We start from the raw sequence: 18,637 nt of genomic DNA on the forward strand, positions 1-18,637 counted from the left end.
GATCCTACCGGGCGGGGGTGTCGTGTGCTGATCGAGGGACCTTGACGGCGATGCCGACCACGATGAACACCGCAGCGGCCACGATCTGCAGCGCCGCCCACACCTGCCCCGGGATCGGGACGGTGACGAGCGGGTTCCAGCAGACGGCCACTGCGGCCGTCACCGCGATCGCCCACCACGTGCGACCCCGGAGCGCGAACACGAGCACGATGAGGGCCAGGACGGTGATCCCCCAGCGCACGGCGACGAAGGCGGGTGCGTCGAGCAGCGCCACGCAGGCGAGCAGCACGATCGCCGCCAGCAGTGACGGCGCGAGGGCCGGGCGGGTGTAGTCCGGCAGGTCCGGCTTCCCGCCACCGCGACCACGGGAGGCCGCAGCGCCGAAGGACGCGCCCGACCCAGCCGTCGACGACGGCGAGCCCGAACGAGACCCGGACCCGCCGGACGGCCGCAGGGACGATCCGACCTGGGGCCGCCCCTTCCGGCCGGCCATCAGGCCGAGGCCTCGTCCAGCTCGATCGCCGTGATGGGGCGGGACATGGGCGGCAGACCCCGCAGCCGCTCGAGCGCGGGCACGAGTTCGGCCGTGTAGGCGCGGTAGCCCTCGTCGGTCAGGTGGAGTCCGTCGTCGGTGAACTGCGCGGCGAGGTGGTCGCCGTCGGCCAGTGCGGGCCAGACGTCGAGGTACTGCGCGTGGCAGGTCGCCACGAACTGCCGCAGGTGCCGGTTGGCCTCTTCGATGCGGGGCGCGTACTCGGCCTGTCGCGGCAGGACCGACACGAGCAGCAACCGCACGCCCGGAAGCTCACGTCGCAGCGTCACGAGGATCGTCTCGACGTTGCGGACGACGTGCTCGGCGCTCTTGCGGTGGTTGCCGAAGTCGTTCGTCCCGATCAACAGGACGATCACGTCGGGTGCTGCCTGCACGATGTCGTCGAGTCGCTCGAGGACACCGTCCGTCGTGTCGCCGTTCACCCCGCGGTTGTCGGTGCGCTCGTCGGGGAGCCGCTCGGCCCAGGATCCGCCTGCGGTGATGCTGTCCCCCAGGAACAGGACCAGTCCGCGTTCGTCGTCGCTCATGCTGCCTCCTCGTGCGCTGGCGCGCGGGACCCATTCTGCTGCGTGCTGTTGGCCTGCGTCGAGTCGGTGCGGTGGGCCTCCCGCTCGGCGCGTGCGGTCATGCGCTCGACCATGCCGGGGAAGATCACCCCGTGGAACGGCAGGATGCCGTACCAGTACAGGCGTCCGGCCAGTCCCTGCGGGAAGTAGATCGCCCGCTGGTGGTAGTCGCAGCCGCCGTCGTCAGACGGGGTCACGGTCATCTCGAGCCAGGCGCGACCGGGTGACTTGAACTCGGCCCGGAGCCGCAGGTAGTGACCACGGTCGAGCCGTTCCACCCGCCACCAGTCCAGCGCATCGCCCTGCTCGAGGCGCTTCGGATCGCGTCGTCCGCGGTTCAGGCCGACGCCCCCGGCGAGCTTGTCCATCCAGCCACGGGCGACCCACGCCAGCGGGAACGAGTACCAGCCGTTCTCGCCGCCGATCGACTCGACCACGCTCCACACCGCCTCGGGCGGCGCCGAGGTGTGCCGGAGTCGGTCGTCGACGTACACGGTGTGCCCGGCCCAGTCCGGGTCGCTCGGCAGCGGGTCGGCGGGGGTCCGGGCGAGGGTGGCACTGCGCCAGCTCGTCGTCACCTCGCCCTTGCGCATCTTCGTCAGCGCCAGGCGGACGGCTCGGCGGTAGCCGGTCAGGCCGCCCTCGGGCCGCGGCACGACGTCGTCGATGTCGTGTTCGCGCTGGACGCATTCGAACTGCAGCGACTCGATGATCGGGGTCGCGAGCTTGCGCGGGATCGGCGTGACCATGTTGAACCAGTGCGCGGCGAGACCCGGCGTCATGACCGGCAGCGGCGAGATCGCCCGCTGGGGCAGTTTCGCCTCGACCGCGTAGCCGTTGAGCATCTGGCCGTACCGCAGGACGTCGGGCCCGCCGATGTCGAAGGTCCGGTTGACGTCCGCGGGGATGTCGAGCGCGGCGACCAGGTAGTACAGGACGTCGCGGACGGCGATCGGCTGGATGTGGTTGCGCACCCAGCGCGGCGTCGGCATCCAGGGCAGCACGTCGGTGACGTGGCGGATCATCTCGAACGAGGTGCTGCCGGAACCGATCACCACGCCGGCCTGGTAGGCGATGGTCGGCACGCCGGAGCCCAGCAGGACGTCCCCCACCTCCTTGCGACTGCGCAGGTGCTTCGAGAGCTCGCCGTCCGGGTGCAGGCCGCCCAGGTAGACGAAGCGGCTGACCCCGGCGTGGACCGCGGCATCGGCCATGGTCTGGACGGCGTTCCGCTCGGCCTGCTCGAAGTCGCCCTCCGCCCCCATCGCGTGCGCGAGGTAGTAGACGGCCTGGATGCCGTCGACGGCCTCGGTCACGGCACGGACGTCCTGCAGGTCGCCCTGGATCACGTCGACCTGGTCACGCCAGGGGACGTCGTCGAGCTTGGTGGGTGTGCGGACGAGCACCCGGACGGAGTGGCCGGCGTCGATCAGGAGTGGGACGAGGCGACCGCCGATGTAGCCGGTGGCCCCGGTGACGAGGACGCGCATGCCCCGCACGCTACGCCGATGCCCTTGAGGGTAGGCTCGCCGGGTGGACAACGCAGCACTCCCCGTCACCGCCGACGCCGTCCGTCGGCTCATCGACCACGCGATCCTGAAGCCGGAGCTGACCCGCTCGGACGTCGACGCCCAACTGGACGAAGCTGCCGCGTACCGCGTGTTCAGCGTGTGCGTCCGGCCGAGCGACGTCCGCCACGCCGTCGAACGCCTGCAGGGCACCGGTGTGGGCGTCGGCACGGTCATCGGGTTCCCGCACGGCACGACCTCGACCGAGGCCAAGGTGGCGGAGTCGCTGCAGGCCCTGGCCGACGGTGCGTTCGAACTCGACATGGTCCAGAACATCGGCGCTGCGCGTTCCGACGACTGGGCGCGGGTCGAGCAGGACGTCCGTGCGGTCGTCGACGCCGCGGGCGACACCGTCGTCAAGGTCATCCTCGAGACCGCCTTCCTGACCGACGACGAGATCGTCGCCGCCAGCCGCGCCGCACAGTCGGCCGGCGCGTCCTTCGTCAAGACCTCGACCGGCTTCGCGGGTGGCGGTGCCACGGCCGCGCACATCGCCCTGATGCGCCGGACCGTCGGCGCCGACACCGGTGTCAAGGCCTCCGGCGGCGTCCGCGGTCTCGACACCCTGCTCGAGATGGTGCAGGCGGGCGCCGACCGCATCGGGACCAGCGCTTCCGCACGCATCCTCGACGAGGTGGCGCACCGCGCCCAGACCGGTGCCGCCTCCGGCGCCGGGGACGACGCCACCTCGTACTGACCCTCCCGGTCCCCCCGACCACCCCCACCGAGCCGGGACGCACCCGACGCGACGCCGCGTCGGGGACGCGACCCCGAGCCTCCCGACCGCCGCATCGGAGCGCGCATGTCGAACACCGGATCCACCACCGCCCTGGCCCTCGCCGTCGACCTCGGCGGGACCAAGGTCGAGGCCGCCCTGGTCACCGACCAGGGGGTCGTGCTGCCAGCCACACGCTTCCGCAGTCCGACCGGACCGCAGCGGACGTCGGACGAACTGCAGGCGGCGGTCGACCAGGCCGTGACCAGCGCGCTCGGCGCGATGCCCGACGGTGCCACACTCGTCGGGGTGGGCATCGGCTCGGCCGGACCCGTCGACGAGGAACACGGGCTCGTCTCGCCCCTCAACATGCCCGTGTGGCGGGACTACCCCCTGCGCGACCGGATCGCCGCGCACGTGCCCGACGGCACGCCCGTCACGCTGCGCATGGACGGGCTCGCGATCACCCTGGCCGAGCACTGGCTCGGAGCCGCGCAGGGGTCTGACCACGTCATGGGCATGATCGTGTCGACCGGCGTCGGTGGCGGTCTCATCCTGCACGGCCTGACCGTCAGCGGCCCGACCGGCAACGCCGGCCACATCGGCCACGTCGAGTGCGGTGGGTACGACGACCCGTGTGCGTGCGGTGGCACGGGCTGTCTGGAGGCCGTGGCCAGTGGTCCGAAGACCGTCGCGTGGGCGAAGCGGCAGGGGTTCGCCGGGGAGACCGGTGAGGACCTGGCAGCCGCGTACGCGGCCGGCGACTCGGTCGCCGTGGCTGCGGTCGAGCGCAGCGGTCGGGCACTCGGGCAGGCGATCGCCGCGGCGACGTCGCTGGTCGACCTCGAGGTCGTCGCGATCGGTGGTGGCTTCTCGCACGTCACCCCGGACCTGTTCGAGTACGCCCGTCAGGCCGTCGCCGAGCGCGTCGAGTTCGGCTTCGTGACGAAGGTCCGGATCGTCCCGACCGGGTTGTCCCAGGACGGACCGTTGATCGGTGCCGCGGCACTCGTCCACCGGGCGCACGTGCTGCGCTGAGCCCGGGCCTGTGCACAGCGCAGCACGTTCTTGGTCCGTGTGCGGCAGGATGTGCGGGTGTGTTCCTCGCGGCTGCTGACGACCGACGACTGGCCCGAGACCGAGCTCCGCGCCGCTGTGCTGGCCGGGGAGCTCGTCATGGTCGGTGCCTGCTGGGCGTCGGTCGCCGAGCCGCAGGACCCGGCACTGCGTGCGGCGTCCTTCGCATGGAGCGCCGGCGACGAGCGCGTCGTCGCCGCCGGGCGGAGCGCCGCCTGGATCTGGGGCGCCTGCTCGCGTCCGCCGCTCCCCCACGACGCGTGCGTGCCGGCTGGGCAGCGCATCCGACAGAACGGCGGCGAGCCGGTCCGGGAGGTCGCGATCACGTCGGCAGACACGGTGCGGATCGGCGGAGCGACGGTCACCACCCCGGTGCGGACCGCGCTCGACCTGCTGCGCGTCGCGGGGCCGTCGGCCTGGGCATCGCGATCCGAGGTGGTGCGCGGGCTGCTCGACGTCGGACTGGTCACGCCGCCGGAACTGGGGGCACGGCTGCGGGCGCTCGGCACGGCGCCGATGGTGCGGCAGGCGGAGCGGCGGCTGCGCGAGGTGTTGACGTCCGGCGGGTTGTGACCCGGTCGACGTGCCGGTCAGTCGGCGTGCCGGTGACCTGACGTGCCGGTCAGCTGACGTGCGGGTCAGCCGACGTTCCGGTCACCCGGCGCTGACACGGTAGACGTCGTAGACGGCGTCGATCCGGCGCACGGCGTTGAGCACGCGGTCCAGGTGCGTGGTGTCACCCATCTCGAACACGAACCGTGACAGGGCCAGCCGGTCGGACGAGGTGGAGACCGTCGCCGACAGGATGTTCACGTGGTGGTCGGTCAGCACCCGGGTGACGTCGCTGAGCAGGCCCGACCGATCGAGGGCCTCGATCTGGATCTGCACGAGGAACACCGACTTGGACGACGGCGCCCACTCGACCTCGATCATCCGGTCCGGCTCGTTCATGAGCGACTTGACGTTGGTGCACGTGGCCTGGTGCACGGAGACGCCCTGGCCACGGGTGATGAACCCGACGATCTGGTCCCCCGGGACGGGCGTGCAGCACTTGGCGAGCTTGACCAGGATGTCGGGCGCCCCGCGCACCAGCACACCGCTGTCGCTGTTGCGGAGCTGCCGGCTGGTGATCTGCCGCGGGAAGGCGAGCTCGGGCTCGTCCGTCTCGGTCTCGGTCTGCACGCCGGCCAGGACCTTCTCGATGACCGACTGCGTCGAGACGTGCCCCTCGCCGATGGCGGCGTAGAGCGCGGCGACGTCGTCGTACCGCATCGCCGACGCCACTTCGGAGATGGAGTCCTGGCTCATGATGCGCTGGAGCGGCAGGTTCTGCTTGCGCATGGCCCGCGCGATCGCGTCGCGGCCCTGCTCGATCGCCTCTTCGCGGCGCTCCTTGGTGAACCACTGCTTGATCTTGTTGCGCGCACGGGGACTGCGGACGAACGTCAGCCAGTCCTGGCTGGGGCCGGAGTCGGGGTTCTTCGACGTGAAGATCTCGACGACGTCACCGCTCGACAGCGAGCTCTCGAGCGGGACGAGCCGGCCGTTGACCTTGGCGCCCATCGTGCGGTGCCCGATCTCGGTGTGCACGGCGTACGCGAAGTCGACCGGGGTGGCCCCGGCAGGCAGACCGATCACCTTGCCCTGCGGCGTGAAGACGTAGGTCTCCTTCGCACCGATCTCGTACCGCAGCGAGTCGAGGAACTCCCCCGGGTCGCTGGTCTCGGCCTGCCAGTCGGTGATGTGCGCCAGCCACGCCATGTCCTGGTCGGTCTGACTCGAGCTGTCGACGTCACGACCGGCTGCGCGCTGCTTGTACTTCCAGTGGGCCGCGACGCCGAACTCGGCACGCTGGTGCATCTCGTGCGTGCGGATCTGGATCTCGACCGGGCGACCCTGCGGTCCGAGGACCGAGGTGTGCAACGACTGGTAGAGGTTGAACTTGGGTGTGGCGATGTAGTCCTTGAACCGACCGGGCAGCGGCGTCCACCGCGCGTGGACCGAGCCGAGCATCGCGTAGCAGTCGCGCACGGTCGGCACCAGGACGCGGATCCCGACCAGGTCGTAGATCTCGTCGAACTCGCGCCCGCGCACGATCATCTTCTGGTAGATCGAGTAGTACTGCTTCGGCCGACCCATCACGTCGCCGCGGACCTTGGCGGCCTTCAGGTCCTTCTTCAGCGTGCCGATGACGTTCTGCACGAACTGCTCGCGCTTGGGCTGCCGTTCCTTGACCAGGCTGTCGATCTCGACGTAGAGCTTCGGGTGCAGCACCGCGAAGGACAGGTCCTCGAGCTCGAGCTTGATCATCTGGATGCCCAGGCGGTGCGCGAGCGGCGCGTAGATCTCGAGCGTCTCCTTGGCCTTGCGCGTGGCCGACGTCGACTCGACGAACCCCCACGTGCGGGCGTTGTGCAGGCGGTCGGCGAGCTTGATGACGAGCACGCGGATGTCCTTCGACATCGCGATCACCATCTTGCGGACGGTCTCGGCCTGGGCGCTGTCGCCGTACTTGACCTTGTCGAGCTTCGTGACGCCGTCGACGAGCATCGCGATCTCGTCGCCGAAGTCGTGCCGGAGCTGGTCGAGCTGGTAGTCGGTGTCCTCGACCGTGTCGTGCAGCAGCGCGGCGGCGATCGTGATCGTCCCGATGCCCAGGTCGGCGAGGATCTGCGCGACGGCCACCGGGTGCGTGATGTACGGCTCGCCGGACTTGCGCTTCTGCCCGTCGTGCGCGCGCTCGGCGACGGAGTACGCCCGCTCGATCAGGGTGATGTCGGCCTTGGGGTGGTGCGACCGGACGGTACGGATCAGGGTGTCGACCGCGCCGGCCGGCTGCGCTCGCGAGAAGAGGCGCGGGAGCAGGCCGCGGAGTGCGCTGAGGTTGCCGGTGGTGTTCGGGCCGAGCGGACTGGTGGGCAGCGATGTCGATCCGGGGCGGCTCGGGAGCGAGTCGTCCTGTCTCGCTGACTCACGGATGTCCGTCATGCTGCGCCTCCAGGGACCTGATCCGACAACACTACGCGCGTCGGGTCAGTGCCCGTGACCGCGTTCGCCCGCGGCGTCGTGGGCGCCCGGGCGCACGACCGGGCCGCCCTCTGCTTCCCAGGCCACCATGCCGCCCGACAGGTTGACCGCGGGGACGCCCTGCTGTTCGAGCGCCTGCACCACCCGCGCCGACCGCATGCCCGAGTGGCACACGACGATCGCGGGCTGGTCGGCGGACTCGATCTCGGTCCACCGTTCAGCGAACTCGGACGTCGGCACGAGCGTGGCCTGGGGCGCGTGGACCTCGTCCCACTCGTGCTGCTCACGCACGTCGTACAGCCGGGCGCCGGCAGCGATCCGCGCGAGCGCCTGGTCGGTCGTGATCTGGTCCATGTCGTCTCAGACCTCGGCCGGAGCGTCCGCCACGGCGCGCTTCGCCGCCGCAGCCTGCTTCTTGGCGTCCGCCTGCTTGATCTTCGGCTCGCCCTCGCGCAGGTGCGCGTACATCGGCGACGCGATGAAGATGGTCGAGTACGTGCCGACGATGATGCCGATGAACAGCGCGAGCGAGATGTCCCGGAGGGTGCCGGCACCGAGCACGTACGACCCGATGAACAGGATCGCCGCGACCGGCAGCAGGGCGACGACCGAGGTGTTGATCGACCGGACCAGCGTCTGGTTGACCGCGAGGTTCACCGACTGCACGAACGTGCGGTGCGATTCCTGCGCCGTGTTCTCGCGCACCTTGTCGAACACGACGACCGTGTCGTACAACGAGTAGCCCAGGATCGTCAGGAACCCGATGACCGCGGCCGGGGTGACCTCGAGGCCGACGATCCCGTACACGCCTGCGGTGATCAGCAGGTCGTGGAGCAGGGCGGCCATGGCGGACAGCGACATCTTCCAGGTGCGGAAGTACAGCGCCATGAAGACGGCCGCCAGCGCGAGGAAGATGATCAGACCGCGGACGGCCTGCGACAGCACGTCGGCACCCCACGTCGCGCCGATGAAGGTCGACGCGACCTCGCCGGAGTCGACGTTGTAGGCGTCAGCGAGCGCGCCCTGCACCTGTGTGGTCTGCGCGTCGGTCAGCTGACCGGTCTGCACGCGGATGCCGTGCGTCCCGAGCTGCGAGACGCGCGGGATCTCGTCGGGCACGATCTTCTCGACCGTGTTCGTCGCGAGGTTCTGGTCGAGGTTCTTGACGTCCGAGATGGTGAACTCGGATCCGCCGGTGAACTCGATGCCGAGCTGGTACCCGCCGCGGAGCCACGGCACCGCGAGCGAGATGACGATCGCTGCCAGGGCGATCAGGTACCACAGGCGACGTCGCCCGACGATGTCGTACGACCGCTTGCCCGTGTAGAGGTCGTTCCCGAACTGGCTGAAGCTCGCCATCAGCTGTCCTTCCCGTTCGGCGTCTCGCCGTTGCCGGCCTTGCGCTCGGCGATGGTCTGTCGTCGCTGTGCCTCGCCGGCACTGCGCTGGCGCTTGCCGTCCACGACGGGTGCGCGGAACTGCGCACGACCGCGGTACACGGCACCCAGGGCCGACGGATCGAGTCCGGAGAACCGGTGCCCCTCGTTGAAGAAGCGGCGGCGGGAGATCAGCTGCAGCATCGGGTGGGTGAAGAGGATCACGACCACGACGTCGATGAGCGTCGTCAGGAGCAGCGTGAACGCGAAGCCCTTCACGTCGCTGACGGCGAGGATGTAGAGCACGATCGCGGCCAGGAAGTTGATCGAGTCGGACGCGATGATCGTGCGGAAGGCGCGACGCCACCCGGCATCGACCGCTCCCTCGAGCGCACGGCCTTCGCGGAGTTCGTCGCGGATGCGCTCGAAGTAGACGATGAAGGAGTCCGCGGTGATGCCGATCGCGACGATCAACCCCGCCACACCGGCCAACGACAACCGGTAGTCGACCCGCCAGGACATGATCGCGATCACCAGGTACGTCAGCGCGGCAGCGACTCCGAGCGAGAGGACCGTGACGAAGGCCAGCGCCCGGTACTGGATCACCGAGTAGATGATGACCAGGATCAACCCGATCAGGCCCGCGACGAGACCGCCGATGAGCTGCGCGGTGCCGAGGGTCGCCGAGATGTTCTCGTTCGACTGCACCTTGAAGTTGATCGGCAGCGCGCCGTACTTCAGCTGGTCGGCGAGGGTCTTGGCGGACTCGGCCGTGAACGACCCGCTGATCTGCGCCTTGCCGTTCGTGATCGCGCTGTTGGTCGTCGGCGCGGTGATCACGTTGCCGTCGAGCACGATCGCGAACTGGTTCTGCGGCTGCTGGAGCTTGACCAGGCGGTTCGTGACCGTGGCGAAGTCCTTGGTGCCGGCACCGTTGAACGTCAGGTTGACGGCCCACTCGCCGGTCGTGGTGCCCTGCGACGAGGTCGCCAGGCCGGAGGTCGCGTTGCTGATGTCCGCCCCGGAGACCTCGACCGGCCCCAGGATGAACTTCGACGTGCCGTCCTGGTCGCACGTGACCAGGGGCTGGTCGTCGCGCGCCGCGGTGACGTCGTCCGGCGCCTTGCAGTTGTAGTTCGTGTACAGGTCCTGCAGTCGCGGCGACGCCCAGTTGAGGTCGCTCGCGTTGGTCGGCTTGGCGGTCGGCGTGGCCGGCAGCGACGCGGGCGGCGAGTACGGCGTCGGGGACGCGGTGGACCCGGACTTCCCGCCGACCGACGTGTCGGTCGCCGCCTCGGTGTAGAGCACCGGACGGAAGGTCAGCTTGGCAGCGGCCTCGATGCGCGAGATCGTCTGCTGGTCCGGCTTGCCCGGGATCGACACGACGATGTTGTTGGCACCCTGCGTGTTGATCTCGGACTCGGAGACACCGGTCGCGTCGATGCGCTGCCGGATGATGTCGACGGCCTGCTTGAGCTGGTCGGAGGTGACCGAGTCGCCGCTGGTGCTCTGCGCCGCCAGGGTCAGCTGCGTGCCGCCCTGCAGGTCGAGCGCGAGTTCGGGGACCCAGCTGGCCCCGGCGAACCACTTGCCCGTGGTGTCCTTGGTGGTGCTGGCGAGGATCGAGGCCGCCGTGTTCAGGCCGGCCAGGATCGCCATGATGATCACCAACCAGGTGAGCGAGCGCAGCGCTTTCTTGACGGGGGTCGGTCGTGCCACCGGCAGTCTCGTCTTTCTGTCAGTTCGTCGGCGCGCACGCCGGACGAAGCGGTGTCACCGCCGGGTCACGGTCGTGTCCCGGCGGCCCGGTGGTTCAGTCTTCGGTCTTGCGCTTGGTCTGCTCGGCGTCGTCGGCACGCTCGCCGTAGACGGGCTCGCCGTTGAGCTCGGCGACGGGCTTGTGCTCGTCTTCCGGCGTGGCGGTGGTCTCGATGTCGGATGCGCTGTCGTCCACGACGCGCGAGAGCGTCTGGCGGTGCACGGTCACGACGGTGCCCGGTGCGATCTCGACGTCGGCGGTGACCTTCTCGTCGTCGACGGACAGCAGCGTGCCGTAGAGACCGAAGGACAGCATCACGCGAGCACCCGGCACCATCTTGGTGGCGAGCTCACCCTGCTGCTTCTTGCGCTTGCGGCTGTTGTAGAACATGAAGGCCGCGAACGCCACGACGATGACGATGAGGATGACTTCTTGACCCATGATTGCGATGCCTTCTCTGGTATTTCGGTTTCGGGCCGTAGCAGTCTAGGGCACGTGGCTGTGGCTGACGGCTCAGCCGGGTTGGTCGTCGTCGAACAGCCCGGGTTGTGGGCCGACGCCCCCGGCGCCGGGGGTGAGCCCGAAGTGCCGCCAGGCCGCCGGTGTCGCGATGCGCCCGCGCGGCGTGCGCGTCACCAGCCCGATCCGGACCAGGAACGGTTCGACGACCGACTCGATGGTCTCGGCTTCTTCGCCGACGGAGACCGCCAGGGTGTTCAGGCCGACCGGTCCGCCGTCGAACCGGGTGAGCATGATCTCGAGCACGGCACGGTCGAGTCGGTCGAGGCCGTACTCGTCGACGTCGTACAGCTCGAGGGCGCCCTGCACCGCGGTCATGCCGTCGCGGGTGCCGTGCACCAGCGCGTAGTCCCGCACGCGGCGCAGCAGCCGGTTCGCGATGCGGGGTGTCCCCCGCGACCGCCCGGCGATCTCGCGCAGCGCGAAGCGGTCGAAGTCGAGTTCGAGCAGGTGGGCCGCCCGGATCAGGACCTGTTCGAGCTCGTCACGCTCGTAGAACTCGAGGTGGGCCGTGAATCCGAAGCGGTCGCGCAGCGGGTTGGGCAGCAGGCCGGCGCGTGTCGTGGCACCGACCAGCGTGAAGGGGGCCAGTTCGAGCGGGATGCTGGTCGCGCCGGCACCCTTGCCCACCATGACGTCGATGCGGAAGTCCTCCATCGCCAGGTAGAGCATCTCTTCTGCCGAGCGCGCCATGCGGTGGATCTCGTCGATGAACAGGACCTCGCCCGGCATCAGCGAGGACAGCACGGCGGCAAGGTCGCCCGCGTGCTGGATCGCCGGCCCGCTGGACATGCGCAGCGGGCGGGAGGACTCGTGCGCGACGATCATCGCGAGCGTGGTCTTGCCGAGACCGGGAGGCCCCGCCATCAGGATGTGGTCGGGCGTGCGGTCCTGCATCGCCGCCGCCTTGAGCAACAGGTCGAGCTGGCCCCGGACCTTGCGCTGGCCGACGAACTCGGCGAGTGACTTCGGGCGGAGGGCACCCTCGAAGGCGAGTTCTTCGGGTGACTGCGCGTCGGCCGCCGTGATGCCGCCGCTCACCGGCCGGCTCCGGTGGGACGGAGGGCGCCGAGCGCGGCACGGAGCAGCGCCTGCGTGCCCATCGCCGCCACACCGGGCTCGCTCGCGATGGTGTCGTCGACGGCGCTGCGGGCAGCGTCTTCGCGCCAGCCCAGTCCGACGAGGGCGATGACGACGTCCTCGGAGGCCGGGTGCGCGGTCGTGCCCCGGGGACCCGTGGGCAGCGTGGGCGTCTCGAAGGCGGCGAGCTTGCCCGAGAGCGCGACGATGATGAGCTTGGCGGTCTTCGGGCCGATGCCGGAGACCTTGCGGAACGCCCCGTCGTCGTCCTTCGCCACCGCGTTGGCGATCTGGGCCGGGTCCATCGCACCGAGGACGCCCAGTGCCGACTTGGGGCCGACACCGGACACGCTGCGCAGCAGGTCGAAGACGCGCAGTGCGTCGGTGGACTCGAACCCGAACAGCAGATGCTCGTCCTCGCGCACGATCATCGCGGTGCGGACGAACACCTCGGAGCCGTGGCGCATGGTGAGGGCGTGTGCGGGCGTGACGGTGACCAGGTAGCCGACCCCGCCGACGTCGATCACGACCGACGACCCCGCGATGTCGATGCAGGTGCCCCGGAGACTCGCGATCATGCCCCGAGCCTACGGGCACCCGCCGACGCGCCGGACCCGCCGCGCGGCGCGCCCGACGGGCCGCGAGGAACGCCAGAGCCACCACGCTGGGCGGCTGCTGCGGCTCGTGCCAGGGGTGACGCGGCCGTGCGCCCGCCGGTGCCGGCCTGCGCGTCCCGCCACGCGCGCTGCGCCGGCGTGAGCACCGCGGAACTCGCGCCGACCGCGTCGGGTGCGCCGAGCCTCCACGCGTGGCACACGGCCAGCGCGAGCGCGTCGGCCGCGTCGGCGGGCTTCGGCGCTTCGGCCAGGCCGAGGATCCGCGCGATCATCGTCTGCACCTGCGCCTTGTCCGCGTTGCCGTACCCCGTGACGGCGGCCTTGACCTCGGACGGGGTGTGGAGCCCGACGGGGATCCCGCGCGAGGCAGCGGCGTGGAGTGCCAGACCGGACGCCTGCGCGGTGCCCATCACGGTGCGGACGTTCGCCTGGGCGAACACGCGCTCCACCGCGACGGCGTCGGGGTGGTGCCGTTCGATCTGTTCGGCGATGCCGCTGGCGATGAGGACCAGCCGCTGCTCGAGCGCCATGTCCGACGGCGTGCGGACCACCGTGACGTGCACGAGCCGGGCGCGGCGGTCGGGCGTCACCTCGACCACGCCCACACCGCACCGGGTCAGCCCGGGATCGACCCCGAGCACGCGGAGCACGAGGGCTAGTCCTCGTCCTCGTCGAGCTCGGCCTGCACGTCGGCGGGGATGTCGAAGTTCGCGTAGACGTTCTGCACGTCGTCGCAGTCCTCGAGCGCGTCGATCAGCTTGAAGACCTTGCGGGCCGTCTCGGCGTCGATCGGGACCTTGAGCCCGGGCACGAACTCGGCGTCGGCGGAGTCGTAGTCGATGCCGGCATCCTGCAGCGCCGTGCGGGCCGCGACCAGGTCGGACGCCTCGGAGATGACCTCGAACCCACCGCCCTGGTCGATGACGTCCTCGACGCCGGCGTCGAGCACCGCTGTCATGACGTCGTCCTCGGACAGGCCGTCGACCTTGGTGACCGAGATGACGCCCTTGCGCGCGAAGTTGTAGGCGACACTGCCCGGGTCGGCCATGGTGCCGCCGTTGCGCGACATCGTCGTGCGGACTTCGGCAGCCGCGCGGTTCTTGTTGTCGGTGAGGCACTCGATGAGCATCGCCACACCGTTGGCCGCGTAGCCCTCGTACATGATGGTCGTGTACTCGATCGACTCACCGGTCAGACCGGCACCGCGCTTGATGGCGCGGTCGATGTTGTCGTTCGGCACCGAGGTCTTCTTGGCCTTCTGCACGGCGTCGACCAGCGTCGGGTTGCCCGACATGTCGGCGCCGCCCATCTTCGCGGCGACCTCGATGTTCTTGATGAGCTTCGCGAACGACTTGGCACGGCGACCGTCGATGACGGCCTTCTTGTGCTTCGTCGTCGCCCACTTGGAATGCCCGGACACGGTTCTCCTTGCGTCTTGCGGAAAGTCGACCTCAGTTTACCGGCCTGGAGGCGCGGTGTGCTCCCGGCGCGCTGGCCCGGTGGACAGGCGGGTGAGGTCTCAGGCGCTGTGGACGAGGTCGAGGAAGCGCCGGTGGAAGCGGTCCTCGCCGGCGACCTCGGGGTGGAAGGCACTGGCGATGACGTTGTCCTGCTGCACGGCGACGACCTGCCCGTCGGCCAGGGCACCGAGCACGTGGACCCCCGCACCGTGCTGTTCGACCACCGGCGCACGGATGAACACCGCGTGCACCGGGGCGTCGCCGAGGTCGGGCATCGGGATGTCCGTCTCGAACGAGTCGTTCTGGTTGCCGAACGCGTTGCGCCGGACCGTGGTGTCCAGGACACCGAGCGTGTGCTGCCCGGCGATCGCGTTCGTGATCCGGTCGCTCAGCATGATCATGCCGGCGCACGTGCCGTACGTCGGCAGTCCGTCGCGGATCGCCTGGCTGAGCGGCTCGGCGACACCGAACGCACGGGACAGCTTGTCCATCACGCTCGACTCGCCACCGGGGATCACGACACCGTGCAGCGACGCGATCTCCTCCGGACGCCGCAGCGGCACGACCTCGGCACCGAGCACCGTCAGCGACGCGATGTGCTCACGGAAGTCACCCTGCAGTGCGAGCACCCCGATGCGGGGCGCCGCACCAGCGGTCGGACTACCAGCCACGCTCGGCGAGGCGGTGCGGCGCGGGGACGTCGGCGACGTTGATGCCGACCATCGCCTCGCCCAGTCCGCGGGAGACCTCGGCGATGACCTTGGGGTCGTCGTGGAAGGTCGTCGCCTTGACGATCGCAGCGGCACGCTTGGCCGGGTCGCCGGACTTGAAGATGCCGGATCCGACGAACACGCCGTCCGCGCCGAGCTGCATCATCATCGCGGCGTCGGCGGGGGTCGCCACACCACCGGCCGTGAACAGCACGACGGGGAGCTTGCCGGTCGCAGCGACTTCCTTGACGATGTCGTACGGCGCCTGGAGTTCCTTGGCCGCGACGTACAGCTCGTCTTCCTTCAGGTGGCGCAGCGCCGCGATCTCCTTCGCGATGGTGCGGATGTGCTTGGTCGCCTCGGACACGTCACCGGTGCCGGCTTCACCCTTGGAGCGGATCATGGCCGCGCCCTCGGTGATGCGACGGAGCGCTTCGCCCAGGTTGGTCGCGCCGCAGACGAAGGGCGTGGTGAAGTTCCACTTGTCGATGTGGTTGACGTAGTCGGCGGGCGACAGGACCTCGGACTCGTCGATGTAGTCGACACCGAGCTCCTGCAGGACCTGGGCCTCGACGAAGTGACCGATGCGGGCCTTGGCCATGACCGGGATCGACACCGACGCGATGATCTCCTCGATCATGGACGGGTCGGACATGCGGGCGACGCCACCCTGTGCACGGATGTCGGCGGGCACGCGCTCGAGCGCCATGACCGCGGTCGCACCGGCTTCTTCCGCGATGCGTGCCTGCTCGGCGTCGACGACGTCCATGATCACGCCGCCCTTGAGCATCTCCGCCAGGCCGCGCTTGACCCGGGAGGAACCGGTGATCGAGGTGCCGTTGGTGCTGGGGTCCGGGGTGCTGGTGCTGTCGCTCATGATGCCGTCCATCCTAGTGCTGGACCGGCCGTGTGCGCCGCGGTCAGTCCCCCGACGGCCAGCCCTCGGCCACGAGCCGTCGTGTCTCGCCGAGCAGCTGGGACATCGACTTGGTGCGGGCGATGATCGGGAAGAAGTTCGAGTCCGACTGCCACCGCGGGACGATGTGCTGGTGGAGGTGGCCGGCCACCCCGGCGCCCGCGACCTCGCCCTGGTTCATGCCGATGTTGAAGCCGTCGCAGTGCGAGACCTGCCGCAGCACCCGCATGGCCGTCTGGGTGAGCTCGCCGATCTCGCGGAGTTCGTCGGGCGAGGCGTCGTCGTACAGCGGGATGTGGCGGTACGGGCAGACCAGCAGGTGTCCGTTGTTGTACGGGTACAGGTTGAGCAGGACGTAGGCGTGCTCGCCGCGCGCGACGATCAGGGCGTCCTCGTCGGACTTGGCGGGTGCCTCGCAGAACGGGCAGTCGTCCTTGTGTCCGCGGCCCTCGCCCTCGCGGCCGGCGTCGATGTACGCCATCCTGTGCGGGTTCCACAGGCGCTGGAAGGCGTCCGGCACCGCGGCGCCGGTGGCAGCGTCGCGGATGACCAGCGGGTCGGGACCGGTCACGTCGTCGACGTGACCGGTCCCGGGGACCTGCTCCGGGCCTCCAGACAGCTGCATCAGACCTGCGCGTGCTCGCGGATGGCGGTGAGGATGCGCTCGACGGCCTCGTCCACCGGCACGGCGTTGTCCTGTCGCCCGTCGCGGAAGCGGAAGCTCACCGCACCGGCGTCGCGGTCGTCGCCACCCGCGATCAGCTGGAACGGCACCTTGGCCTTGGTGTGCGTGCGGATCTTCTTCTGCATCCGGTCGTCGGAGTGGTCGACCTCGGCACGGACGCCGTGCGTCCGGAGCTTCGCGATCACCTGGTCGAGGTAGTCGCCGTACTCCTCGGCGACCGGGATGCCCACGACCTGCACCGGGGACAGCCAGGCCGGGAACGCGCCCGCGTAGTGCTCGGTCAGCACGCCGAAGAACCGCTCGATGGTGCCGAACAGGGCACGGTGGATCATCACCGGCTGCTGCCGGGTGCCGTCGGCGGCCGCGTACTCCAGGCCGAAGCGTTCGGGCAGGTTGAAGTCGAGCTGGACCGTCGACATCTGCCACGTGCGGCCGATGGCGTCGCGAGCCTGCACCGAGATCTTCGGACCGTAGAACGCCGCACCGGCGGGGTCCGGCACGAGTTCGAGGCCGGACTCCTCGGCGACCTCGCGCAGGGTGTTCGTCGCTTCGTCCCAGACGTCGTCGTCGCCGACGTACTTCTCCGGGTCCTTGGTCGACAGTTCGAGGTAGAAGTCGTCGAGACCGTAGTCGCGCAGGAGCGACAGCACGAACTGCAGCGTCGTGGTCAGTTCTTCCTTCATCTTCTCCTTGGTGGTGAAGATGTGTGCGTCGTCCTGGGTCATGCCGCGCACGCGGGTGAGGCCGTGGATGACGCCGGACTTCTCGTTGCGGTAGACCGTGCCGAACTCGAACATCCGGAGCGGCAGGTCGCGGTAGGACCGGGCCTGCGAGCGGTACGCCAGGATGTGCATCGGGCAGTTCATCGGCTTGAGGTAGTAGTCCGCGCCCTGGCGGGTGACGTTGCCGTCCTCGTCGCGGGCCTCGTCCATGTGCATGGGCGGGAACATGCCGTCCTTGTACCACCCCAGGTGGCCGGACTGCTCGAACAGGTCGCCCTTGGTGATGTGCGGCGTGTAGACGAACGAGTAGCCGTTCTCCTCGTGCCGGCGACGCGAGTAGTCCTCCATCTCGCGGCGGATGATGCCGCCCTTCGGGTGGAAGATCGCCAGGCCCGAGCCGATCTCGTCCGGGAACGAGAACAGGTCGAGCTCGGAACCGAGCTTGCGGTGGTCGCGCTTGGCCGCTTCTTCGAGCCGCACCAGGTACGCCTTGAGCTGGTCCTTGTCGGGCCAGGCCGTGCCGTAGATGCGCTGCAGCTGCGGGTTCTTCTCGGAGCCGCGCCAGTAGGCAGCAGCGACGCGCATGAGCTTGGCGGCGTTGCCGATCCAACGGGTGTGCGGCACGTGTGGCCCGCGGCACAGGTCCTGCCAGACGACGTCGCCCGACTTGGGGTCGACGTTCTGGTAGACGGTGAGCTCGCCGGCACCGACCTCGACGCTCTCGCCCGAGTCACCGTCGGCTGCGGCGCCCTTCAGGCCGATGAGCTCCTGCTTGTAGGGCTCCCCCGCCATCAGCTCGCGGGCCTGCTCGTCGGACACCACGACACGGCGGAAGCGCTGGGCCTGCTTGATGATGCGGTCCATGCCCTTCTCGATCGCCTTGAGGTCGTCGGGGGTGAACGGCTCGGCGACGTCGAAGTCGTAGTAGAAGCCGTCGGTGACGGGCGGACCGATGCCGAGCTTGGCGTCCGGGTTGATCTGCTGCACAGCCTGTGCGAGCACGTGCGCGGCCGAGTGGCGCAGGATGTCGAGCCCGTCCTGCTCGTCGAGGGTGACGGGCTCGGCGGTCTCACCGGCCTGCACCTCGGCAGCCAGGTCCTTCAGGACACCGGCAACCCGGATGGCGACGACGCCGCGGACACCGTCGAAGAGCTCCGTGCCCGTCGTCGCGGTGGTCGCGGTCACGGGCTCGGGCGCGGCGGGCGCTTCGTCGGGTGCGGGGGCGACTGACTCGGTCACGTGGTGGGACTCCTCGTTCTGGTGGTGGAGCAATGCTAGTCGGCGGGC

19 protein-coding genes are annotated in these 18,637 nt (G+C 69.8%); 3 read left to right on the top strand and 16 right to left on the bottom strand.

Features of this window, described 5'->3' with window-relative positions; translation table 11 throughout:
- Positions 1-4: 4 nt before the first annotated feature.
- From ACLBWP_RS01350 to ACLBWP_RS01360, 3 genes are read right to left on the bottom strand one after another with little or no spacing between them, the layout of a single operon-like run.
- Positions 5-493: a DUF6804 family protein gene (locus ACLBWP_RS01350; protein WP_243563255.1), complete on the bottom strand. Its 489-nt coding sequence runs from the start codon at positions 491-493 to the stop codon at positions 5-7.
- Complete coding sequence (locus tag ACLBWP_RS01355; protein WP_447653722.1) at positions 493-1,080, bottom strand: GDSL-type esterase/lipase family protein; 588 nt, start codon at positions 1,078-1,080, stop codon at positions 493-495. Before ACLBWP_RS01355 ends, ACLBWP_RS01350 begins: the two co-directional genes overlap by 1 nt.
- Positions 1,077-2,609, bottom strand: coding sequence for an SDR family oxidoreductase (locus ACLBWP_RS01360; protein ID WP_447653723.1), 1,533 nt, complete (start codon positions 2,607-2,609; stop codon positions 1,077-1,079). The genes ACLBWP_RS01355 and ACLBWP_RS01360 overlap by 4 nt, the downstream gene beginning before the upstream one ends.
- Before the next feature lie 43 nt (positions 2,610-2,652).
- Between ACLBWP_RS01360 and deoC the strand changes: the two genes are divergently transcribed.
- The 3 genes from deoC to ACLBWP_RS01375 all read left to right on the top strand — a co-directional run bounded on the left by deoC (position 2,653) and on the right by ACLBWP_RS01375 (position 5,052).
- Positions 2,653-3,384, top strand: coding sequence for a deoxyribose-phosphate aldolase (deoC, locus tag ACLBWP_RS01365; protein WP_447653724.1), 732 nt, complete (start codon positions 2,653-2,655; stop codon positions 3,382-3,384).
- A gap of 105 nt (positions 3,385-3,489) precedes the next feature.
- Positions 3,490-4,440 (top strand): ROK family protein, encoded by a 951-nt coding sequence (locus ACLBWP_RS01370; RefSeq protein WP_447653725.1) that lies wholly within the window; start codon positions 3,490-3,492, stop codon positions 4,438-4,440.
- 57 nt (positions 4,441-4,497) lie between these two features.
- Complete coding sequence (locus ACLBWP_RS01375) at positions 4,498-5,052, top strand: type IV toxin-antitoxin system AbiEi family antitoxin (protein WP_243563260.1); 555 nt, start codon at positions 4,498-4,500, stop codon at positions 5,050-5,052.
- An 81-nt stretch (positions 5,053-5,133) separates the two neighbouring features.
- Here the strand turns inward: ACLBWP_RS01375 and ACLBWP_RS01380 are convergent, their stop codons facing one another.
- The 13 genes from ACLBWP_RS01380 to thrS all read right to left on the bottom strand — a co-directional run bounded on the left by ACLBWP_RS01380 (position 5,134) and on the right by thrS (position 18,589).
- Entirely contained in the window at positions 5,134-7,467 is a 2,334-nt protein-coding gene (locus ACLBWP_RS01380; protein WP_243563261.1) for a RelA/SpoT family protein, read from the bottom strand.
- A gap of 45 nt (positions 7,468-7,512) precedes the next feature.
- Positions 7,513-7,860, bottom strand: coding sequence for a rhodanese-like domain-containing protein (locus ACLBWP_RS01385; RefSeq protein ID WP_243563262.1), 348 nt, complete (start codon positions 7,858-7,860; stop codon positions 7,513-7,515).
- Between the two features lie 6 nt (positions 7,861-7,866).
- On the bottom strand, positions 7,867-8,865 hold the full coding sequence (gene secF / locus ACLBWP_RS01390) for a protein translocase subunit SecF (protein WP_243563263.1): 999 nt from the start codon (positions 8,863-8,865) through the stop codon (positions 7,867-7,869).
- Positions 8,865-10,601: a protein translocase subunit SecD gene (gene secD, locus ACLBWP_RS01395; protein ID WP_243563264.1), complete on the bottom strand. Its 1,737-nt coding sequence runs from the start codon at positions 10,599-10,601 to the stop codon at positions 8,865-8,867. Before secD ends, secF begins: the two co-directional genes overlap by 1 nt.
- Positions 10,602-10,695: 94 nt before the next feature.
- Entirely contained in the window at positions 10,696-11,082 is a 387-nt protein-coding gene (locus tag ACLBWP_RS01400) for a preprotein translocase subunit YajC (RefSeq protein ID WP_243563265.1), read from the bottom strand.
- A 72-nt stretch (positions 11,083-11,154) separates the two neighbouring features.
- Complete coding sequence (gene ruvB / locus ACLBWP_RS01405) at positions 11,155-12,201, bottom strand: Holliday junction branch migration DNA helicase RuvB (protein ID WP_243563266.1); 1,047 nt, start codon at positions 12,199-12,201, stop codon at positions 11,155-11,157.
- Positions 12,198-12,818: a Holliday junction branch migration protein RuvA gene (ruvA, locus tag ACLBWP_RS01410; RefSeq protein WP_447653726.1), complete on the bottom strand. Its 621-nt coding sequence runs from the start codon at positions 12,816-12,818 to the stop codon at positions 12,198-12,200. Before ruvA ends, ruvB begins: the two co-directional genes overlap by 4 nt.
- Positions 12,815-13,507: a crossover junction endodeoxyribonuclease RuvC gene (ruvC, locus tag ACLBWP_RS01415; RefSeq protein ID WP_243563268.1), complete on the bottom strand. Its 693-nt coding sequence runs from the start codon at positions 13,505-13,507 to the stop codon at positions 12,815-12,817. The genes ruvA and ruvC overlap by 4 nt, the downstream gene beginning before the upstream one ends.
- Before the next feature lie 5 nt (positions 13,508-13,512).
- On the bottom strand, positions 13,513-14,277 hold the full coding sequence (locus tag ACLBWP_RS01420) for a YebC/PmpR family DNA-binding transcriptional regulator (protein WP_447653727.1): 765 nt from the start codon (positions 14,275-14,277) through the stop codon (positions 13,513-13,515).
- 99 nt (positions 14,278-14,376) lie between these two features.
- Positions 14,377-14,988: a pyridoxal 5'-phosphate synthase glutaminase subunit PdxT gene (gene pdxT, locus ACLBWP_RS01425; RefSeq protein WP_447653728.1), complete on the bottom strand. Its 612-nt coding sequence runs from the start codon at positions 14,986-14,988 to the stop codon at positions 14,377-14,379.
- Positions 14,978-15,904 (bottom strand): pyridoxal 5'-phosphate synthase lyase subunit PdxS, encoded by a 927-nt coding sequence (gene pdxS / locus ACLBWP_RS01430; protein WP_243563271.1) that lies wholly within the window; start codon positions 15,902-15,904, stop codon positions 14,978-14,980. Before pdxS ends, pdxT begins: the two co-directional genes overlap by 11 nt.
- Positions 15,905-15,947: 43 nt before the next feature.
- The gene (locus ACLBWP_RS01435) at positions 15,948-16,568 is read right to left on the bottom strand and encodes an HIT family protein (protein WP_447653729.1); all 621 of its coding nucleotides are present in this window, start codon (positions 16,566-16,568) and stop codon (positions 15,948-15,950) included.
- A complete protein-coding gene (gene thrS, locus ACLBWP_RS01440) occupies positions 16,568-18,589 on the bottom strand; it encodes a threonine--tRNA ligase (RefSeq protein ID WP_447653730.1) in 2,022 nt (673 codons plus the stop codon). The genes ACLBWP_RS01435 and thrS overlap by 1 nt, the downstream gene beginning before the upstream one ends.
- Positions 18,590-18,637: the final 48 nt, after the last annotated feature.

It is taken from the genome of Microbacterium sp. M1A1_1b, assembly GCF_053345565.1.

What these genes read in the sequence shown, in the direction of transcription:
- ACLBWP_RS01435 (WP_447653729.1), bottom strand. Translation starts at nt 16,568, where the DNA reads ATGCAGCTGTCTGGAGGCCCGGAGCAGGTCCCCGGGACCGGTCACGTC.
- ACLBWP_RS01350 (WP_243563255.1), bottom strand. Translation starts at nt 493, where the DNA reads ATGGCCGGCCGGAAGGGGCGGCCCCAGGTCGGATCGTCCCTGCGGCCG.
- ACLBWP_RS01400 (WP_243563265.1), bottom strand. Translation starts at nt 11,082, where the DNA reads ATGGGTCAAGAAGTCATCCTCATCGTCATCGTCGTGGCGTTCGCGGCC.
- pdxS (WP_243563271.1), bottom strand. Translation starts at nt 15,904, where the DNA reads ATGAGCGACAGCACCAGCACCCCGGACCCCAGCACCAACGGCACCTCG.
- ACLBWP_RS01355 (WP_447653722.1), bottom strand. Translation starts at nt 1,080, where the DNA reads ATGAGCGACGACGAACGCGGACTGGTCCTGTTCCTGGGGGACAGCATC.
- ruvA (WP_447653726.1), bottom strand. Translation starts at nt 12,818, where the DNA reads ATGATCGCGAGTCTCCGGGGCACCTGCATCGACATCGCGGGGTCGTCG.
- ACLBWP_RS01380 (WP_243563261.1), bottom strand. Translation starts at nt 7,467, where the DNA reads ATGACGGACATCCGTGAGTCAGCGAGACAGGACGACTCGCTCCCGAGC.
- ACLBWP_RS01385 (WP_243563262.1), bottom strand. Translation starts at nt 7,860, where the DNA reads ATGGACCAGATCACGACCGACCAGGCGCTCGCGCGGATCGCTGCCGGC.
- ACLBWP_RS01360 (WP_447653723.1), bottom strand. Translation starts at nt 2,609, where the DNA reads ATGCGCGTCCTCGTCACCGGGGCCACCGGCTACATCGGCGGTCGCCTC.
- secF (WP_243563263.1), bottom strand. Translation starts at nt 8,865, where the DNA reads ATGGCGAGCTTCAGCCAGTTCGGGAACGACCTCTACACGGGCAAGCGG.
- ACLBWP_RS01370 (WP_447653725.1), top strand. Translation starts at nt 3,490, where the DNA reads ATGTCGAACACCGGATCCACCACCGCCCTGGCCCTCGCCGTCGACCTC.